The organism is Streptomyces griseus (assembly GCF_900460065.1).
Classification (GTDB): Bacteria; Actinomycetota; Actinomycetes; order Streptomycetales; family Streptomycetaceae; genus Streptomyces; species Streptomyces griseus.
Genome location: NZ_UAVD01000033.1, coordinates 291,016 through 308,027, shown reverse-complemented (window position 1 = coordinate 308,027; position 17,012 = coordinate 291,016). Strand labels below are relative to the sequence as shown.

At 73.9% G+C, this 17,012-nt stretch carries 14 protein-coding genes; 6 read left to right on the top strand and 8 right to left on the bottom strand.

Features of this window, described 5'->3' with window-relative positions:
* Nucleotides 1–11: 11 nt before the first annotated feature.
* The 4 genes from DTB53_RS25470 to DTB53_RS25455 all read right to left on the bottom strand — a co-directional run bounded on the left by DTB53_RS25470 (nucleotide 12) and on the right by DTB53_RS25455 (nucleotide 4,033).
* Nucleotides 12–1,178 carry a thiolase family protein gene (locus DTB53_RS25470; protein ID WP_003971158.1) on the bottom strand — a complete coding sequence of 389 codons (1,167 nt, stop codon included), beginning with the start codon at nucleotides 1,176–1,178 and terminating at the stop codon, nucleotides 12–14.
* Nucleotides 1,171–2,223, bottom strand: coding sequence for a thiolase family protein (locus DTB53_RS25465; protein WP_012382255.1), 1,053 nt, complete (start codon nucleotides 2,221–2,223; stop codon nucleotides 1,171–1,173). The genes DTB53_RS25470 and DTB53_RS25465 overlap by 8 nt, the downstream gene beginning before the upstream one ends.
* Nucleotides 2,224–3,171, bottom strand: a complete 948-nt coding sequence (locus DTB53_RS25460; RefSeq protein WP_012382254.1) for a Zn-ribbon domain-containing OB-fold protein — start codon at nucleotides 3,169–3,171, stop codon at nucleotides 2,224–2,226. It abuts the gene before it with no gap.
* Between the two features lie 61 nt (nucleotides 3,172–3,232).
* The gene (locus DTB53_RS25455; protein WP_012382253.1) at nucleotides 3,233–4,033 is read right to left on the bottom strand and encodes a crotonase/enoyl-CoA hydratase family protein; all 801 of its coding nucleotides are present in this window, start codon (nucleotides 4,031–4,033) and stop codon (nucleotides 3,233–3,235) included.
* Between the two features lie 166 nt (nucleotides 4,034–4,199).
* Between DTB53_RS25455 and DTB53_RS25450 the strand changes: the two genes are divergently transcribed.
* The 5 genes from DTB53_RS25450 (at nucleotide 4,200) to DTB53_RS25430 (ending at nucleotide 11,580) form a co-directional block, all read left to right on the top strand.
* Nucleotides 4,200–5,822 carry an acyl-CoA synthetase gene (locus tag DTB53_RS25450; protein WP_012382252.1) on the top strand — a complete coding sequence of 541 codons (1,623 nt, stop codon included), beginning with the start codon at nucleotides 4,200–4,202 and terminating at the stop codon, nucleotides 5,820–5,822.
* 922 nt (nucleotides 5,823–6,744) lie between these two features.
* A complete protein-coding gene (locus tag DTB53_RS25445) occupies nucleotides 6,745–8,022 on the top strand; it encodes a polyprenyl synthetase family protein (protein ID WP_012382251.1) in 1,278 nt (425 codons plus the stop codon).
* Complete coding sequence (locus DTB53_RS25440; protein ID WP_012382250.1) at nucleotides 8,019–9,542, top strand: phytoene desaturase; 1,524 nt, start codon at nucleotides 8,019–8,021, stop codon at nucleotides 9,540–9,542. The genes DTB53_RS25445 and DTB53_RS25440 overlap by 4 nt, the downstream gene beginning before the upstream one ends.
* Nucleotides 9,539–10,567: a phytoene/squalene synthase family protein gene (locus DTB53_RS25435; protein ID WP_012382249.1), complete on the top strand. Its 1,029-nt coding sequence runs from the start codon at nucleotides 9,539–9,541 to the stop codon at nucleotides 10,565–10,567. The genes DTB53_RS25440 and DTB53_RS25435 overlap by 4 nt, the downstream gene beginning before the upstream one ends.
* Complete coding sequence (locus DTB53_RS25430) at nucleotides 10,564–11,580, top strand: Rieske (2Fe-2S) protein (RefSeq protein WP_003971149.1); 1,017 nt, start codon at nucleotides 10,564–10,566, stop codon at nucleotides 11,578–11,580. Before DTB53_RS25435 ends, DTB53_RS25430 begins: the two co-directional genes overlap by 4 nt.
* Before the next feature lie 35 nt (nucleotides 11,581–11,615).
* Here DTB53_RS25430 and DTB53_RS25425 read toward each other — a convergent pair whose 3' ends face one another.
* Genes DTB53_RS25425 through DTB53_RS25415 form a run of 3 tightly spaced genes read right to left on the bottom strand, consistent with a single transcriptional unit; the run spans nucleotide 11,616 to nucleotide 15,135 of the window.
* Nucleotides 11,616–13,172 carry an FAD-dependent oxidoreductase gene (locus DTB53_RS25425; RefSeq protein ID WP_012382248.1) on the bottom strand — a complete coding sequence of 519 codons (1,557 nt, stop codon included), beginning with the start codon at nucleotides 13,170–13,172 and terminating at the stop codon, nucleotides 11,616–11,618.
* Nucleotides 13,169–13,897 (bottom strand): class I SAM-dependent methyltransferase, encoded by a 729-nt coding sequence (locus DTB53_RS25420; RefSeq protein ID WP_012382247.1) that lies wholly within the window; start codon nucleotides 13,895–13,897, stop codon nucleotides 13,169–13,171. The genes DTB53_RS25425 and DTB53_RS25420 overlap by 4 nt, the downstream gene beginning before the upstream one ends.
* Entirely contained in the window at nucleotides 13,894–15,135 is a 1,242-nt protein-coding gene (locus DTB53_RS25415) for a lycopene cyclase family protein (protein WP_012382246.1), read from the bottom strand. The genes DTB53_RS25420 and DTB53_RS25415 overlap by 4 nt, the downstream gene beginning before the upstream one ends.
* A gap of 316 nt (nucleotides 15,136–15,451) precedes the next feature.
* On the opposite strand from DTB53_RS25415, the gene DTB53_RS25410 reads away from it, so the two are divergent.
* The gene (locus tag DTB53_RS25410) at nucleotides 15,452–16,324 is read left to right on the top strand and encodes an RNA polymerase sigma factor SigF (protein WP_012382245.1); all 873 of its coding nucleotides are present in this window, start codon (nucleotides 15,452–15,454) and stop codon (nucleotides 16,322–16,324) included.
* 133 nt (nucleotides 16,325–16,457) lie between these two features.
* Here the strand turns inward: DTB53_RS25410 and DTB53_RS25405 are convergent, their stop codons facing one another.
* Entirely contained in the window at nucleotides 16,458–16,964 is a 507-nt protein-coding gene (locus DTB53_RS25405; protein WP_012382244.1) for a MarR family winged helix-turn-helix transcriptional regulator, read from the bottom strand.
* Between the last annotated feature and the right edge of the window lie 48 nt (nucleotides 16,965–17,012).

Here is a 17,012-nt window from a genome sequence, read left to right as displayed (position 1 = left end):
GCCGCCCCCCGTCAGCCGGGCGGGGGCTCCGCTCCGACCAGCCACATGGCGAAGAACTGCGCCCCGCCGCCGTAGGCGTGGCCGAGCGCCCGGGCGGCCCCGTCGATCTGGTGCTCCCCGGCCCTCCCCCGCACCTGGAGGGCGGCCTCGGCGAAGCGGATCATGCCGGACGCTCCGATCGGATTGGTGGAGAGCACACCGCCCGAAGGGTTGACCGGGAGGTCTCCGTGGAGCTCGGTGACGCCCGCCTCGGTGAGCTTCCAGCCCTCGCCCTGCTCGGCGAAGCCCAGGTTCTCCAGCCACATCGGCTCGTACCAGGAGAACGGCACGTACATCTCGACGGCGTCGATCTCCCGGCGCGGGTCGGTGATCCGGGCCTGCCGGTAGACGTCGGCGGCGCAGTCCTTGCCGGCCTGCGGGGAGACGAAGTCCTTGCCCGCGAACAGGGTCGGCTCGCTGCGCATCGCCCCGCCGTGCACCCAGGCGGGCGGGTGGGGCGAGCGGGCCGCTCCTTCGCGGTCGGTGAGGACCATGGCGCAGGCCCCGTCCGAGGAGGGGCAGGTCTCGGAGTAGCGGATCGGGTCCCAGAGCATGGGGGCCGCCCGGACCTTCTCCAGGGTGATGTCGTGGTCGTGGAGGTGCGCGTAGGGGTTCTTCAGCGCGTTGCGCCGGTCCTTGTACGCGACGAGCGATCCGACCTCGTCGGGCGCTCCGGTACGCCGCATGTACGCGCGCACGTGCGGGGCGAAGAAGCCGCCGGCCCCGGCCAGCAGCGGTTGCTGGAAGGGGACGGGCAGGGAGAGGCCCCACATGGCGTTGGACTCGGACTGCTTCTCGAAGGCGAGGGTGAGAACGGTGCGGTGGACACGGGCGGCGACCAGGTTGGCGGCGACCAGGGCCGTCGATCCGCCGACGGAACCCGCCGTGTGCACGCGGAGCATGGGCTTGCCGACGGCGCCCAGCGCGTCGGCCAGGTAGAGCTCCGGCATCATGACGCCCTCGAAGAAGTCGGGGGCCTTGCCGATGACGACGGCGTCGATGTCGCTCCAGGCCAGCCCGGCGTCGGCCAGCGCCCGCACGGCGGCCTCGCGGACCAGTCCGGCGATGGACACGTCGTGCCGGGCGGCGACGTGCTTGGTCTGGCCGATGCCGACGACGGCGACGGGCTCCTTAGGCATGAGCGCTCTCCCCTTCCAGGACGGCGACCAGGTTCTGTTGCAGGCAGGGTCCCGAGGTGGCGTGCGCGAGCGCCCGGTCGGACTCCCCCCGGTGGATGCGGGCGGCGGCCTCGCCGAGCCGGATCAGTCCGGCGGCCATGATCGGGTTGGCGGCGAGCGCGCCGCCGGAGGGGTTGACGCGGACCTCGTCGCCGAGCCCCAGGGCCTTGCGCAGGACGACTTCCTGGGAGGTGAACGGGGCGTGCAGTTCCGCGGTGTCGACGGGCCTGTCGAAGGCCCCCGCGCGCTCGGCGGCGAGCCGCGTCGAGGGGCTGTCGGTCAGGTCGCGGACGCCGAGGCTGTGCGCCTCGATGCGGTGGTCGATGCCCCGGATCCAGGCCGGGCGCGCGCACAGGGCGCGGGCGGTGTCCCCGGCGGCGAGGACCACGGCGGCGGCCCCGTCGCCGATGGGCGGGCAGTCGCCGGTGCGCAGCGGGTGCACGAGGTGGTCGCCCGGGGGGACGTCGCCGGTGAGCTGGGCGTGCGGGTTTCCGGTGGCGGCGGTGCGGTTGCGGGCGGCGACCTCGGCGAGGGCTCCTTCGTCGGTGTCCCCCGCGTCGATGAGCGCCCGGGCCTGGAGGGCGGCGAGCGCGACGGAGTCGGGCCAGAGCGGGGCGAGGTAGTAGGGGTCGAGCTGGCGGGTGAGGACGTCGCGGACCCGGCCGGGCGAGGACTTCCCGTAGGAGTAGACGAGCGCGGTGTCCGCCTCGCCGGTCCGGATCTTCACCCAGGCCTCGTACAGCGCCCAGGCCCCGTCCATCTCGACGTGGGACTCGGAGATGGGCGGGTGGGCTCCGACGCCGTCGAGCGCCATGGTGAAGGAGAAGGCGCGGCCGGCGAGGTAGTCGGCGGAGCCGGAGCAGGTGAACCCGATCTCGTTGGCCCTGAGGCCGGTCGCGCCCAGGACCTCGTGGAGGACGGGCATCAGCAGGTCGACCTCGGAGAGTTCGTCGGTGCGCCGGCGGTGCGCGCTCTGGGCGAAGGCGACGATGGCCACGTCCCGCATCTACACCAGCTCCTTGTACGTGTCGTAGTCGGCGTCGGGCTCGCCGGTGGGCCGGTAGTGGTCCACATGGCGGGCGCCCTCGCTCCAGACGGGCTCGACCCGCAGCCCCATGCGCACCTGGTCGTAGGGGATTCCGGCGATGCGTCCGTGCAGCGCCAGGTCGGCGCCGTCGAGGGCGATGTGGGCGTATACGTACGGGACTTCGATGTCGAGGTTCTTCGCTTTGATGTTGACGATGCAGAAGGTGGTGACCGTGCCGCGCGGGCCGACCTCGACCTGTTCGGCGGTGGCGACCCCGCAGGTGGGGCAGGCCCCGCGCGGCGGAACGTAGACCTTGCGGCAGGCGGGGCAGCGTTCGCCGACGGTGCGGCGTTCCTCCAGGGCCTTGATGTAGGCGCTCTGCGCGCGGCCGGGCGTGTGGACGTAGTCGAGGCGGGCGGGGGTGACGATGCCGGTGACGGGGTCGCTGAACTCACCGCTGTGCGGGGTGGGTTCGGCGGCCCCGGGCTCGCTCTCGTAGGGCTCGAAGCAGGCGATGTCGGTGATGGCCCCGGTGCGGTCCGCCGCCCAGCGGACGCGGACGCGCATCCCGGTGCGCACGGCGTCCGGGCCCGGTGCGTCGAGGACGTGCAGGAGCGCGGTGCCGGCTCCGTCGAGGCGGACGAGCACCCACGCGAAGGGGGTGTCGAGCGGCTGGTCGCGGCGCGGGGACGGATTCCAGGCCCAGGTGGTGACGGTGCCGGTGGGGGCGACCTCGACGAGGTCGCGGAGTTCGTTCGCGGTGACGGGGTCGTACTCCACGGGCGGCACGAGCACCGTGCCGTCCTCCGTGCGGACGCCGAGGACGGTGCGTTCGCGCAGTCCGGTGAGGAAGGCGCTCTGGACGGGGCCCAGCGATCGGGTGAAGGGGAATTCGACCACCAGCGGGGCGCTGAGGACGTCGGTCATGGCTGCTGCCTCCTTGGCTCGGGAGCGGGGCCGGTGCCGGGAGCCGGTACGGGGCCGGCGCTCAGGCGCGCCGGTAGACGGGTGGGCGCTTCTCGGCGAACGCGCGCGCGCCCTCCTTGGCGTCCTCGGTGGCGAACACGGGCCACCCGCGCTTGAGTTCGGCGGCCAGCGCCTCGGTCTCGGTCAGCTCCGCGCCCTCGTAGACCGAGGCCTTGACGGCCTCGACCGCGAGCGGCCCGCAGGCGTTGACCCGTTCGGCGACGGCGAGGGCCTCCTCCAGCGCCGTCCCGTCGGGCACGACCCTGCCGATGAGCCCGATGGCGGCGGCCTCGTCGGCGGCGTAGGGGCGACCGGTGAGAAGCATTTCGAGAGCGTGGGTGCGGGGGATCTGCCGGGGCAGCCGGACGGTGGAGCCGCCGATCGGGAAGAGGCCCCGGCGGACCTCGAAGAGCCCGAAGGTGGCTCCCGCTCCGGCGACGCGGATGTCGGTGCCCTGGAGGATCTCGGTGCCGCCCGCGACACAGGGGCCCTCCACGGCGGCGATCACCGGTTTGCGCGGGCGGTGGTGGCGCAGCATCGCCTTCCAGTGGAGGTCCGGGTCGGCCGTCATCCGGTCCCGGTACTCCTCCCCCTCCATTCCGCCGCCCGCGAGCGCCTTGAGGTCCATTCCGGCGCAGAACGCGCCGCCCGCTCCGGTCAGGACGATGGAGCGGACCGTGTCGTCCGCGTCGGCCGCGAGCCAGCCGTCGTACAGGCCGACGAGCATCGGCAGCGAGAGCGCGTTCCTGGCCTGCGGTCTGTTCAAGGTGAGGACCAGCGTGGCGCCTTCGCGCCGCACGGTGAGGTGTTCCGTACCGCCCATGACCGACTCCTGTCTCCAGATCTGGAACAGGTTGCAGGAGGAGGGGTCGCAGTTCAATAGTTTTCTGACAGATCGTCAGATTGTTTCGTCGCCACCCCTTCCCAGTTGTGCCGCCCGGCGCTCTAATGACGGCCGAGCCGCCAGTCACCCGGGGTCAGGAGGAACGGTGGAGTACAACCTTGCCGACCTGTTCGAATCGGTCGTCGACGCGGTGCCGGACCGCGAGGCGCTCCTGTACGTCGACCATCCCGGCACGGGCGCGGAGCGGCGGCTCACGTACGCGGAGCTGGACGCCGCCGCCAACCGGATCGCCCACCACCTGATCGACGCGGGGATCCGGCCGGGCGAGCACGTGGGGCTGCACCTCTACAACGGGATCGAATACCTCCAGACGGTACTGGGCGCCCTCAAGGCGCGGATCGTTCCGGTGAACGTCAACTACCGCTATGTCGAGGAGGAGTTGGTCTACCTCTACCGGGACGCGGACCTGGCGGCCCTGGTCTTCGACGGCGAGTTCGACGAGCGGGTGGCGGCAGCCGCGCCGCGGTGCCCGGGCCTGCGACACCTGGTCCGGGTGGGGGCCGCCCCCGCCTCTCCCCCGGGCGTCCCGGTCGTGCCGTTCGCCGAGGCGGAGGCCGCGGGCGCGGCCGGGCGCGGCTTCGGCCCCCGCTCCGCCGACGACCAGTTCATCATCTACACCGGCGGCACGACCGGGATGCCGAAGGGTGTGATGTGGCGTCAGGAGGACCTCTTCTTCTCGGGCCTGGGCGGCGGGGCCCCGACCGGCGACCCGGTGCAGGCTCCGCGGGAGCTGGCGGAGCGGGTCGCGGCGGGCGGCGACGGGATCACCTTCTTCCCCACCCCGCCGCTGATGCACGGGACCTCCACACTGACGGCTTTCATCGGCTTCAACTTCGGCCAACGCGTCGTCGTGCACCGCAAGTTCGTACCCGCCGAGGTGCTGCGGACCATCGAGAGGGAGAAGGTGACCAGTGTCTCGCTGGTCGGCGACGCGATGCTGCGCCCGCTGATCGACTGCTTGAAGGGGCCGTTACGCGGAACGGACTGCTCGTCGCTGTTCTCCGTCTCCAGCTCCGGGGCGATCATGTCGGATTCGGTGCGGGCGGAGTTCCAGGAGCTCGTGCCGACCGTGCTGCTGCTGAACAACTTCGGCTCCTCCGAGTCCGGTTTCAACGGCACGGCGACGGCGGACTCGGGCCCGGAGCGCGGCTTCCGGGTACAGGTCAACGCCCGTACGGCGGTGGTCGATCCGGTGACGTACGAGCCGGTGGCCCCGGGCGAGCCGGGCCGCATCGCCCAGCGCGGTCATGTCCCGCTCGGCTACTACAACGACCCGGCCAAGACCGCCGACACCTTCTTCCGCCGGGGCGAGGAGCGGTGGGTGCTGCTGGGCGACATGGCGACCGTGGACGCGGACGGCATCGTCACCGTGCTCGGCCGGGGCTCCCAGTGCATCAACACCGGCGGCGAGAAGGTGTATCCGGAGGAGGTCGAGCAGGCGCTCAAGTCCCATCCGGACGTGTACGACGCGCTGGTCGCGGGCGTACCCGACGAGCGCTGGGGCAACCGGGTCGCAGCCGTGGTCCAACTCCGCGAGCACGCACGGGGTCTGACGCTCGACGAGGTACAGGCGCACTGCCGCACCCGGCTGGCCGGATACAAGATCCCCCGCGCCCTGGTGCTCGCCGACCGGATCCAGCGCTCGCCCAGCGGCAAGGCGGACTACCGCTGGGCGAAGGCGGTGGCGGCGGGAGCGGGCCGGGCCTGAGGTTCCGCCGCCGGCTTCGCTGCGAACGAACGGGGAGGGGCGGGCACCACGACGGCACCACGGGGCCGGGGACGGCCGGGGCCGGCACCGCGAGAGGCTGCCCGGGCGCTGAGGGTCAAGGCCCGGTCGCCGATCGTCAAGGACGGAACGGAGAGGGGTCCGCAGACTGGTGAGGGTCGGGCCGCGCGGCGTCACGGGGGTGCGCCGTGCGCCCGACCCCACGCTGCCCGAGGGCGCCGGAAGGTTCGCGCCTCTCGCGGACCCCACCCGTGCGCACCCGCCCGCGCCGGCTCGGGGGCGGTCCGCCACAGTTCCGGCCCCGGCCCCGGCGGAACTGTGGCGGACCGCCCCTTCCACCGACACCGTGCCGTGCCCCAGGGCGACGGTGAGCCGGCAGCCCCCGACACCTCGGCCGGGGCGTTCCGCGCCCCCGGACACGTCCGTGTCCGCAGCTCCCCGTCCTTCCCGCCGCCCGGAACGTCACCGGCCCCCGGCCGCCTCCTCCTGGGCGCCGCCGACGGCCCTGTCCTGACCTGCCCCCCGGAACCGGGCCGACGCCGAGGCGTCCCGCTCGCACGTTCCGCGACGCGGCGCGGCGCGCGGGTCCGCGGTCCTTTCGGCTTACTCCCCGGGCCTCTCGTCGGGCGCCGGGGCCGCACGACCGCCTCCGGGGTGCGGCTGCCGGGACGGGGCGGCGTACGGCCGTTCACGTGGGCCATACGGGCGTGGTGGCCGCCGTCACGGCGCGTCCGGGGTGTTTCTCCGCCGGGAGTACGGGGCCGGCGTGATCGTCTCTGCATCAGGGCCCTTCTTCGCGCGGCGCGGACTCCCGATCGGCAGGACGCGGAGGCGGGCCGTCGGGTACGTGCCCGGGCGGAGTGACGAGCCGTTCGTCAGCACCACTGATCTCGGAGGGCGTGAGATGGGCCGTCGCCAGCCTGAGGAACCCTCGTTCGGCGAGTCCGCGCGGCCGGCTCCCGGGACGGGCGGGCACCGCCACCACGCCGCCCCCTCGTCCGAGGACGCCCGGGTCGTGGACGCGGACGTGGTCGACGCCGTCCTGCGCACCGCGCGGGCGGTGCTGGCGGAGCGGGTGGACGAGGCGATGGCGAGCGACGCTCTGTTCTGCGACGAGCTGGCACGGCGGGTCGCCGATTTCACGCTCGACGGCGGCAAGCGGGTACGGCCGCGCCTGCTGTGGTGGGGGATGCGCTCCTGCGGTGCGGCGGAGACCACGGCGGCGCTGCGGCTCGGGGTGGCGCTGGAGCTGATCCAGAGCTGTGCGCTGATCCATGACGATGTGATGGACCGCTCGCGGCTCCGCCGGGGGAAGCCCGCCGTGCACATCGGTCTGGCGGAACGTGCGGGTTACTCGCCGGATTCCGGGCGGGGTTCCGCCTTCGGCGCCTCGGCCGCCGTGCTGGCGGGTGACCTCGCGCTGGCCTGGGCGGACGACACGGTGGCGGAGACCGCGCTGTCCGCCGTCCAGCGTCGTCGGATCGGCCCCCTGTGGCGAGCCATGCGGACCGAGATGGTCGCCGGACAGTACCTGGATCTGCGCGGCCAGGTCCGTGGCGGGTCATCGGTGGAGCAGGCCCTGCGGACCGCGTGCCTCAAGAGCGCCTCGTACTCCGTCGAGCGGCCCCTGGCGCTCGGTGCCGCCCTGGCGGGCGCCGATGAAGCGACCACCGACGCCCTGCGCTCCGCCGGCCGGTGCGCCGGCATCGCCTTTCAGCTGCGGGACGACCTGCTCGGGGTCTTCGGCGACCCGGAGCTGACCGGGAAACCGTCCGGCGACGACATCCGCGAGGGCAAGTCGACCTACCTGCTCGCCGTCGCCCGGCGGTGGGCGGAAGCGGCGGGCGACGAACGATCACTGGCGGTGCTCGGCCGCGTCCCGGGCGGCGGCGACCTCGCCGAGGAGGATCTCGCGGAGGTACGCGGCGTGCTCGAGGCGACGGGGGCACGCGCCCACGTGGAGCGCAAGGCGGAGCGCCTCCGCGACCACGCGTTGCGCCGTCTGGCACAGGCCGTCGACGTGGACGCGCACGGCGGCCGCCAGTTGCTCGGACTGCTCCGCACGGTCTCCGGAGAGCGGACCGGGCACTCCCCCGCAACCGGCGGGACGCACGGTCACGGCCCCGGGGCGGCAGCCGCCGCCCCGGCCCTGACCACGGCCGAAGGAGGTACCAGCAGGTGATCACGGTCAAGGGGCGCGTCGACCACGTGGTGGTGGTCGGCGCCGGTCTGGCGGGGCTGTCCGCCGCGCTGCACCTGCTGGGCGCCGGCCGCCGGGTGACGGTCGTCGAGCGGGAGAGCCTGCCCGGGGGCCGGGCCGGGCTGCTGGAATCGGGCGGCTTCCGTATCGACACCGGGCCGACCGTGCTGACGATGCCGGACCTGGTGGAGGAGGCCTTCGCCGCGGTCGGGGAGGCGACGGCCGACCGCTTGGAGCTGATCAGGCCCGCCCCCGCCTACCGGGCCCGGTTCGCCGACGGGTCCCGGCTCGACGTGCACACCGACGGCGCCGCGATGGAGGCAGCCGTCGAGGAGTTCGCGGGGGCCCGGCAGGCGGCCGGCTACCGGCGGCTGAGGATCTGGCTGGAGCGCCTCTACCGGGCGCAGATGCGCCGTTTCATCGACACCAACTTCGACTCACCGCTCCAGCTCGCCCATCCGGACCTGGCCCGCCTCGCGGCGCTCGGCGGTTTCGGCCGGCTCGACGCGCGGATCGGGCACTTCGTCTCCGACGAACGGCTGCGCAGGGTCTTCTCCTTCCAGGCGCTGTACGCGGGCGTGCCGCCGGCCCGGGCGCTGGCCGCTTACGCGGTGATCGCCTACATGGACACGGTGGCCGGGGTGTACTTCCCCCGGGGCGGTATGCACGCGCTGCCCCGGGCGATGGCGGACGCCGCCGCGGACGCCGGCGCCTCCCTCCGCTACGGGCGGAGCGTGACCCGGCTGGAGCGGTCGGGTGACCGGGTCACCGCCGTCGTCACGGACCAGGAGCGCATTCCGTGCGACGCGGTCGTGCTGACCCCTGATCTCCCGGTCAGCTACCGGCTGCTCGGCCGGAGCCCGCGCCGCCCCCTGCCGCTGCGACATGCGCCGTCCGCGGTGATCCTGCACGCGGGCACGGACCGCACCTGGCCGGAGCTGGCGCACCACACCATCTCGTTCGGCGCGGCCTGGAAGGGCACCTTCCACGAGCTCACCCGCGCCGGGAAGCCGATGTCGGACCCCTCGCTCCTCATCACCCGGCCCACGGCGAGCGACCCCTCCCTCGCGCCGCCGGGCAAACACCTCCACTACGTGCTGGCTCCCTGCCCGAACACCGAGGTCGGGCCCGGCGTACGGGAGTGGCGGGAGCTGGGACCCCGCTACCGGGACCAGCTGGTGGCCGAACTGGAGCGCCGCGACATGCCCGGTCTCGGCGCGGCGATCGAGGAGGAGGTGCTGGTCACGCCGGTCGACTGGACCGCGCAGGGGCATGCGGCGGGCACCCCCTTCTCCGTGGCCCACACCTTCCCCCAGACCGGCCCCTTCCGGCCGCGCAACCTGGTGCGGGGCACGGCCAACGCCGTCCTCGCCGGTTGCGGCACCACACCCGGTGTCGGCGTGCCGACCGTCCTGATCTCCGGGAAGCTGGCGGCGGAGAGGATCACCGGCCCCCGCGCCACCCGCACCCCGCGCCCCACCCCGGGAGGTTCCCCCGCATGACCGTCCGCGAACTCGACGCCGCAGGCATCCACGACCCCGCGCTCCGGGCCGCGTACACCCGCTGCCGCGTTCTCAACGCACGTCACGGCAGGACCTACTTCCTCGCGACACGGCTCCTCCCCGTCGACCGCCGTCCCGCCGTCCACGCCCTGTACGGCTTCGCCCGCCGCGCCGACGACATCGTCGACGATCTCGACAGCAGCGCCACACCGGGGGAACGCGCCCGCGCCTTGCTCGACCTGGAGGCCCGGCTGGAGGCGGGGCTGCGGGGGGCCCCGGCCGCCGAGCCGGTGATCCGTGCCCTGGCCGACACGGCGGGCCGGTACGCCATCGACCATCGCCACTTCACCGATTTCCTCCGCTCCATGCGGAGCGACCTGACCGTCGGCGGCTATGCCTCGTACGAGGAACTCGGCCGGTACATGCACGGCTCGGCCGCGGTGATCGGCCTTCAGATGCTGCCGGTGCTGGGGACGGTGGTGCCGCGCGAGGAAGCGGCGCCGCACGCGGCCGCGCTCGGTGTCGCCTTCCAGCTGACCAACTTCCTGCGGGACGTGGGTGAGGACCTGGACCGGGGACGGCTCTACCTGCCGACCGAGCTGCTGGCCGCGCACGGGGCGGACCGCGAACGGTTCGAGTGGAGCCGGAACACGGGGGTGCGGGACAGCCGGATCAGGGAGGTCGTGCGGGCCGCCGCGGCACACAACCGAACCGTCTACCGGGCCGCCCTGCCCGGCATCTCCCTGCTCGCCCCGGTGTCGCGGCCCTGCATCCGTACGGCGTTCGTGCTGTACAGCGGCATCCTCGACGCGATCGAGGCGGACGGGTACGCGGTCCTGCACCGCCGGGCGGTCGTCCCGCGCCGACGCCGGGCGGCCGTGGCGCTGGACGGTCTGGTGCGGGCGGTCGCCGTGCGCACGGTGGGCCGGCGCCGGGCGGACGCGATGGCGGCGGCCCGGCCCGCCGAGCCGTCCCGGCCGCGGGAGGTCGGCGCCCCGGCCCCGGTGCGGGAGGAGGCCGTATGAGCCCGGCGGCGGGACGCCCGCGATCCGGCCGGCTGCCCCTGCGGGTGCGGCGTGCGCCCGTCCCGTGGGAGCGTCAGGCGCCCACCTGGCGCGCGGCGCGGCCCTCGGTCATCGCGGAGGCCCTGAAGCGTGCGCGGAGCAGGCCTTCCGGCAACTGGTACGTCATCGGCGCCTCGCGGGCCCTTCCTCCCGGGAAGGTCCTCGGGGTCACGGTCGGCTCGACCGAGGTGGTGGCGTGGCGCGACGAGGAGGGAAGGCTGCGCACCGGTCCGGGCGCGTGCCCGCATCTGGGGGCGCCGCTGCGCGACAGTCCCGTCCGCTGCGGCACCCTGGTCTGCCACTGGCACGGACTCGCGCTCGACGGCGGGCCGTTCGCCGGATGGGAGCCCTATCCCGCCTTCGACGACGGGGTCCTGCTCTGGGTGCGGCTCGACCGGGAGGGGGGTGAGCCCCCTTCACAACGTCCCCGCGTACCCTCCCGGCCGAGGGTTCGGGACGCCGTGGAGGCGGTCTACTGCGGCGTGGGCCGTTGTGAGCCGGAGGACGTGGTGGCCAACCGCCTCGATCCGTGGCACGGGGCGTGGTTCCACCCGTACTCCTTCGTGGACCTGACGGTGACGGGCACGCCCGAGGACGGCCCGGCGGACGGCGACGGGTTCACCGTCGACGTGTCCTTCAAGGTGGCCGGGCGCCTGGTGGTGCCCGTCCGGGCCCGGTTCACGGCGCCCGGGCCCCGTACGGTCGTCATGCACATCGTCGAGGGCGAGGGCGCGGGGTCCGTCGTGGAGACCCACGCCACCCCCCTCGCTCCGGACCGGTGGGGCAAGCCGCGCACGGCGGTGACGGAGGCCCTGGTCGCGGCCTCGGACCGTCGCGGATTCGCCGTGGCCCGGGCGGCGGCTCCGCTGTTGCGTCCCCTGATGCGCGCCTCGGCCGGCCGCTTGTGGCGGGACGACCTGGCGTACGCGGAGAGGCGCTGGGAACTCCGCGACCGCGGGACGTTCCCCGGCTGACGGCCGGCCGGCCGAGGCTCCGCGCCGCCCCTCCGTCAGTCGGCCAGCGCGGCGAGCCTGCGCAGGACGGCCGACCGCCCCGCGCGCGGCACGGTCCAGAGCGTCTGCCCGCGTACGCCCCAGCGCTCCAGCAGGGCGTTCGCGGCGAGGAATCCGCTGGTGGCCGCTCGTTCCATCAGAGCCACGGGCAGCCCGGTGCGGACCATGTCCCCGGCCACGGTGACCGTGGGGTCGGGGCTGCGCACACCGGGCCGGTCCCGGTAGCCGCCGACCGGGAACATGGGGCAGTCCGCCCGCCACTCGTGACGCTCGTCCAGGAGCCGGGCGCTCCGGGTCTCCGGGTAGACGCGGTGCAGTTGCCCGAGCGTCTCGGCCTGTACGGCGGCCCGGTCGGCGTCCGGTGCGACGGCGTAGGCGTGCAGTTCGACGACCGAGCCCCGCGTGCGCCGGGCCCAGCGGGCGGCCTCTCCCTCCCAGCGGTCGAGGACGCTGACGTTGTCCAGCGGGCCGTAGCCGCTGGTGCCCAGGAACCCCGGCCGGTCGTGCGCCACGGGCCGGTCGAGCCAGAGCCGTGAGACCAGGAAGGGCGGGGCGGTGCGCAGCCGGGCGATCCGGTCCCGCCAGTCGGCGTCGCCCAACTCGGGGGACGCGGCGACGAGGTGGCGCAGTCCACCGCTGTCCAGGGCCAGGACGAGGGCGTCGTACCGCGTGGTCAGGTCGTCCGTCGTGAGGACCGCCCCGCCCTCGGGCAGGGGGCGGACCTCGCGGACCGGCGTCCGTGTCCGTACGTCGACGCCGTGCCCTTCCAGGTAGCGGTGGAGCGGGTCCCACAGGGCCGCGGGGAACGGTTCGCGGGGCACGTCGAAGATCAGGCCCTCGGCGGAGCCGAGGAAGTAGATGTGGAACATCAGCGCCAGTTCGGCAGCGGACAGTTCACGCGGGTCGGCGAAGAAACTGCGGGAGAAGACCTCGAAGGCCAGGTGGTGGGCGGCCTCCGGGAAGCGGATGCGGTGGAGGAAGTCGGTGGCGCTGATCCCGTCGAGCCGTTCGTAGACCTCGGGCACCCGCACGTCGAGCAGCCCCAGAGCCGCCCTCGGGTTCATCCGGACCAGGTCCCCGGGACCGAAGGTGGGGCTGAGGGCGACGAATCCCAGGGCGCTGAGCGGAGGCGTGCGCGGCACCCGGGCGAAGCCGTCCCGCAGGCCGGAGCTGTGCCGCAGCGGATAGTCGGGCAGCCGGGTCAGGGATCCGAGGCCGGGGTCGACCCGACGCAGCAGTCCGCGCAGGTTGTAGTACTGCCGGAAGAACGCGTGGAACCCTCGGCTCATCGTCACCGTGGTGCCGTCGGCGAGGCGGGTGGGCCACCCCGCCAGCCTCCCGCCGAGGCCCTCTTCGCTCTCGTGGAGAGTGACGCGTGCTCCGCGTTCGGCCAGCAGGGTGGCCGCCGCGATCCCCGCGATGCCGCCGCCGACGACCGCCACCGCGGGGGCGTCCCCCGTGAACCGGGCACGGCCGGCCGGGGCCGGAACGACCTCCGCCCGCCGGTCCCGCCCGTGCCGGTGCCCCCCGTCGCCGTCCCGCCGGAGCATCATGCCCGTCCCCCCGGGCCGGCGGCGGTGCGGGCGACGAAGGTGTGCGTGATGCCGGTCTGCCAGCCGGGCAGCGGGAGCACGCGTACGTCGGTGAAGCCGGCCCGGCGCAGCCGCCGGGCGAACGCGGGAGCCGTGTCGAACCGGGTGACGCTGTCCCGGAGGTGTCGGTAGAGGCCGGCGTCCCCGGCGAGCCGGCCGGCCGGCTGGATGATCAGGGAGCAGATCGTCCTCCACGCGGCCAGGTGGGCGGGGGAACCGCCGAGCGTGTACTCGTGGACGGCGAGCCGGCCACCGGGGACGAGCAGACCGCGCACCAGGTCGAGGGCCTGGTCGGGGTCGGCGAGGTTGCGGAAGAGGTATCCGGCGAACACCGCGTCGAAGGAACCGGCTTCCAGCCGTCCGGCCAGCTCCTCGACCGGGTGGTGGGCGAAGTCGACGCCCTGCGGCCAGCTCTTGGCCGTCGCCCGGGCCAGCATGCCCGCGGACGCGTCGACCCCGGTGATCCGGGCGAGCGGGGCGGCGGCGAGAAGCGCGGCCGTGGAGGCGCCCGTGCCGCATCCCAGGTCGAGCACGCGCAGCCCGCGTCCCCCCTCGGGCAGGCCCAGTCGGCGTGCGGAGCGGCGCAGGTGCGCGTGGTAGCCGGGGCTGGCCGCGACGAGGCGGTCGTAGGCGGCGGAGCCGTGGTCGAAGGCCTCGGACAGTGCGTCACCGCGCAACAGGGTCATGGGGTGCTCTCCTCGGTGTCGGTCGATGAGGGGGCGAGCGGGGGCGCCGGGTGTTCCCGCCGGGGTCGGAAAGGGAGTTCGACGACGGTCCGCAGCATGGGGACCACCGGAGTCCGCAGGCCGATGAGCAGGTCCTCGTGCGGTGGCGAGCCGCCGTCCATGAAGCGCAGCAGCCGCTCACCGGGAACGCCCCGGAAGAGGCGGTCGAAGAAGTCCGCGCCGTCCACCCTGCCGCTGTCCAGGGCCCGCAGCAGCACGGCGTCCATCATCCGCGCCCGCCGCCCGTACGGGGTGGGCACGCGCAGCGGGCGTCCGGAGCGCAACCGGCCGGCGATGTACCGGGTCTGTCGCTGCACGGCCGCGAAGGTGTAGCCGGTCGACGGGCGGGTCGCGCCTCCGGCGGTGCCGATGCGGTACACCGAACGCCCCTGCCTGAGCGGGAAGCGCCCGTCCGTCATGGGGATGACGCCGTGCTCCCGCGCCGTGACGTCGAACGGCCCGATCCCCAACACGTCGTGGGTGTAGTGGTCCAGGGCTCGCCGGTAGCCGTCGGTGTCCAGCGGGGCGGGTGAGAACTCGGTGTACTCGACCAGCGCGGTGCGCGGGTCCAGCGGCAGGACGTAGCCGAACGAGAGCCCGCGCGCGGGCTGCGGTGTGCGGAAGTCCATCAGGTCCGCGGTCGCCGGGTCGAACACGGGACGCCCGGTGCGGACGAACCAGCCGGTGAAATGCTGCAGCAGCGTCGTACGGGCGGGCGGCAGGCGGCGGGGCGGCCGGGAGTCGAAGACGAGACGGCCGGTCACGAGGACGCGTTCCCCGCCCGGGCCCCGGGTCAGGACCTCACCGCGGGCGCCGGACGGGTCGTCGCGTACGGCGCTCGCGGTCGCTTCCATCCGGCACAGGCGCGGTGCGCGGGCGAGCCGTCGCTCGACCAGCGCCTCGAAAGCGTCCGAGCACAGCATCTTGTAGCGCAGCCGTGAGAGCCGGGCCACCGTGGCGGCTCCGTCGGCCGCCCGGATCCGCAGCCGGGGCCAGGAAGCGGCCAGGCTCTGATCGTAGGGCCCGCCCGGCGGCTCCCAGAAGCACCAGGTCCGCGGGGGCGCCCGCAGAGGCCCCGGCGGGGCGTCGACGAGGGCGACCGACACGGGTACGTCGGCGCCCGGTGCGCAGAGGTGGTACGCCAGGCTCATCCCGGCCGCGCCCGCTCCCACGATCACGACGTCGAAGTCGGCGGGCACGGCGTTCCCTCTCGGTCGGACGGGTGCGCACCCTCGCGGTCCGGGCGGAGCCGGCGCCCCGCACATGGCGAAGCGGGGCGGGCCGGGTGCCAGGCGACCGTATCCGCTGCGCCCTCTCCCACCCGGCATGCTCGGCCGCACGGACCCGAGTGTCGGCCGGCCGGAACCCGCCGCCCGGTACGGTCACGGCGGTCCTCGGGCCCGCTTGTTCCCCCTCCGGGATCAAAGCCTGATTCCCCCACGTGTGGTGGGCCGACGCCAGGGTAGACGCGCCCGTGCACGGGGGCTGACGGCTTTTTACGGAGAGGACAGCATCATGTCGACACCCACGGAGATTCTGGTTTCCCAGCCGACCGCTGCCGATGCCGCCCATGCTCCGGAACTGCCGCAGATCGATGATCCGCAGAAGGTCGCGCCGAAGGACGCACGGGCCCTGAGCGCCCTGTTCTTCGAGCGGTTGCAGGTTCTGGAGGAGGGCACGCACGCGTACCAGTACGCGCGGAACACCTTGATCGAGATGAACCTCTCGCTGGTGCACTTCGCCGCGAAGCGGTTCCGCAACCGCGGCAGCGGCGAGATGGAGGACATAGTCCAGGTCGGCACGATCGGGCTGATCAAGGCGATCGACCGCTTCGAACTCAGCCGCGAGGTCGAGTTCACCTCCTTCGCGATCCCCTACATCGTCGGCGAGATCAAGCGGTTCTTCCGCGACTCCACCTGGGCCGTCCACGTACCCCGTCGGCTCCAGGAACTCCGGGTGACGCTGGCCAAGGCGAAGGAGGAACTCGCCGGCCGGCTCGACCGGGACCCCACCGTCGGCGAACTGGCCGCGCACCTGGGCCTCACCGACGAGGAGGTCGTCGAGGGTCTCATCGCGTCCAACGGCTACACCGCCGGCTCCCTCGACCTGCCCATCGGCACCGAGCAGAACAGCGCCGAGACCATCACCTACGGAGACATCAAGGGCGACCTCGACCCCGCCATCGAGCTCGTCGAGAACCTCCACGCCCTCGCCCCGCTCCTCGAAGGACTCGGCGACCGGGACCGTGAGATCGTCGCCATGCGCTTCGGGCAGGAATTGACCCAGGCCCAGATCGGCGAACGGCTCGGGATCTCCCAGATGCACGTCTCCCGGCTCCTGAACCGTCTGCTCACGCAACTCCGGAAGAACATGCTCGCCCCGAACTGACCCCGCCGGGCCGGCCGTGCGCGCGAAACGGGCGCACGCGCCGGCCCTCGGGGCGTGCGGCCCGGCTCTCCCGCCGGGCCGGGCCGCTGGGCCCCCGGAGCGGGCTCGTGGCGCCGGTGCGGCGTGCACCGGTTCAGGCCGCGGAGTGTCTGCCGGGCGGGTGACGTCGCTTCCCGTGGACGCTGTCGAGCTGGGAGTGCAGCCCCGCGAGCCCGAGGGCCAGGGCACGGCGTTCGGTGGGCGCCATGTCGTCGATGGCCTGGTGAAGCATGGTGTCGCGTTGCTCGCGAATGCGTTGCAGGTGCCTGCGGCCCGTGGGGGTGAGGCGCAGCGTGATCTCGCGGCCGCTCTCGGGGCTGGGCAGGCGTTCCAGGAAGCCGAGGGCCTGCAGGCGGTCGCACATGCGGGTCACGGTCGGAGGCGCGGAGGCAAGGCGTTCGCAGACGGTGCGCATCCGTATGCCGTCCTCGCGGTCGACGACGTACATCAGACGCAGTTGGGAGGTGGAGCCGGGCGCGGTCATGCCCGCCGTGGAGTTCTTGGCGTGATCCCACATCACGTCGAGGAGTTCGACGATGAAGCTCGCGGATTCGGTGGCCTCCCGCCGGATTCCGCCAGCGGCTGCGTCTGGTGCGGTCATGGTTGCCCGTCGGTGTGTGCGTCTGCCCGGTGAACGACCGGGAAGTGG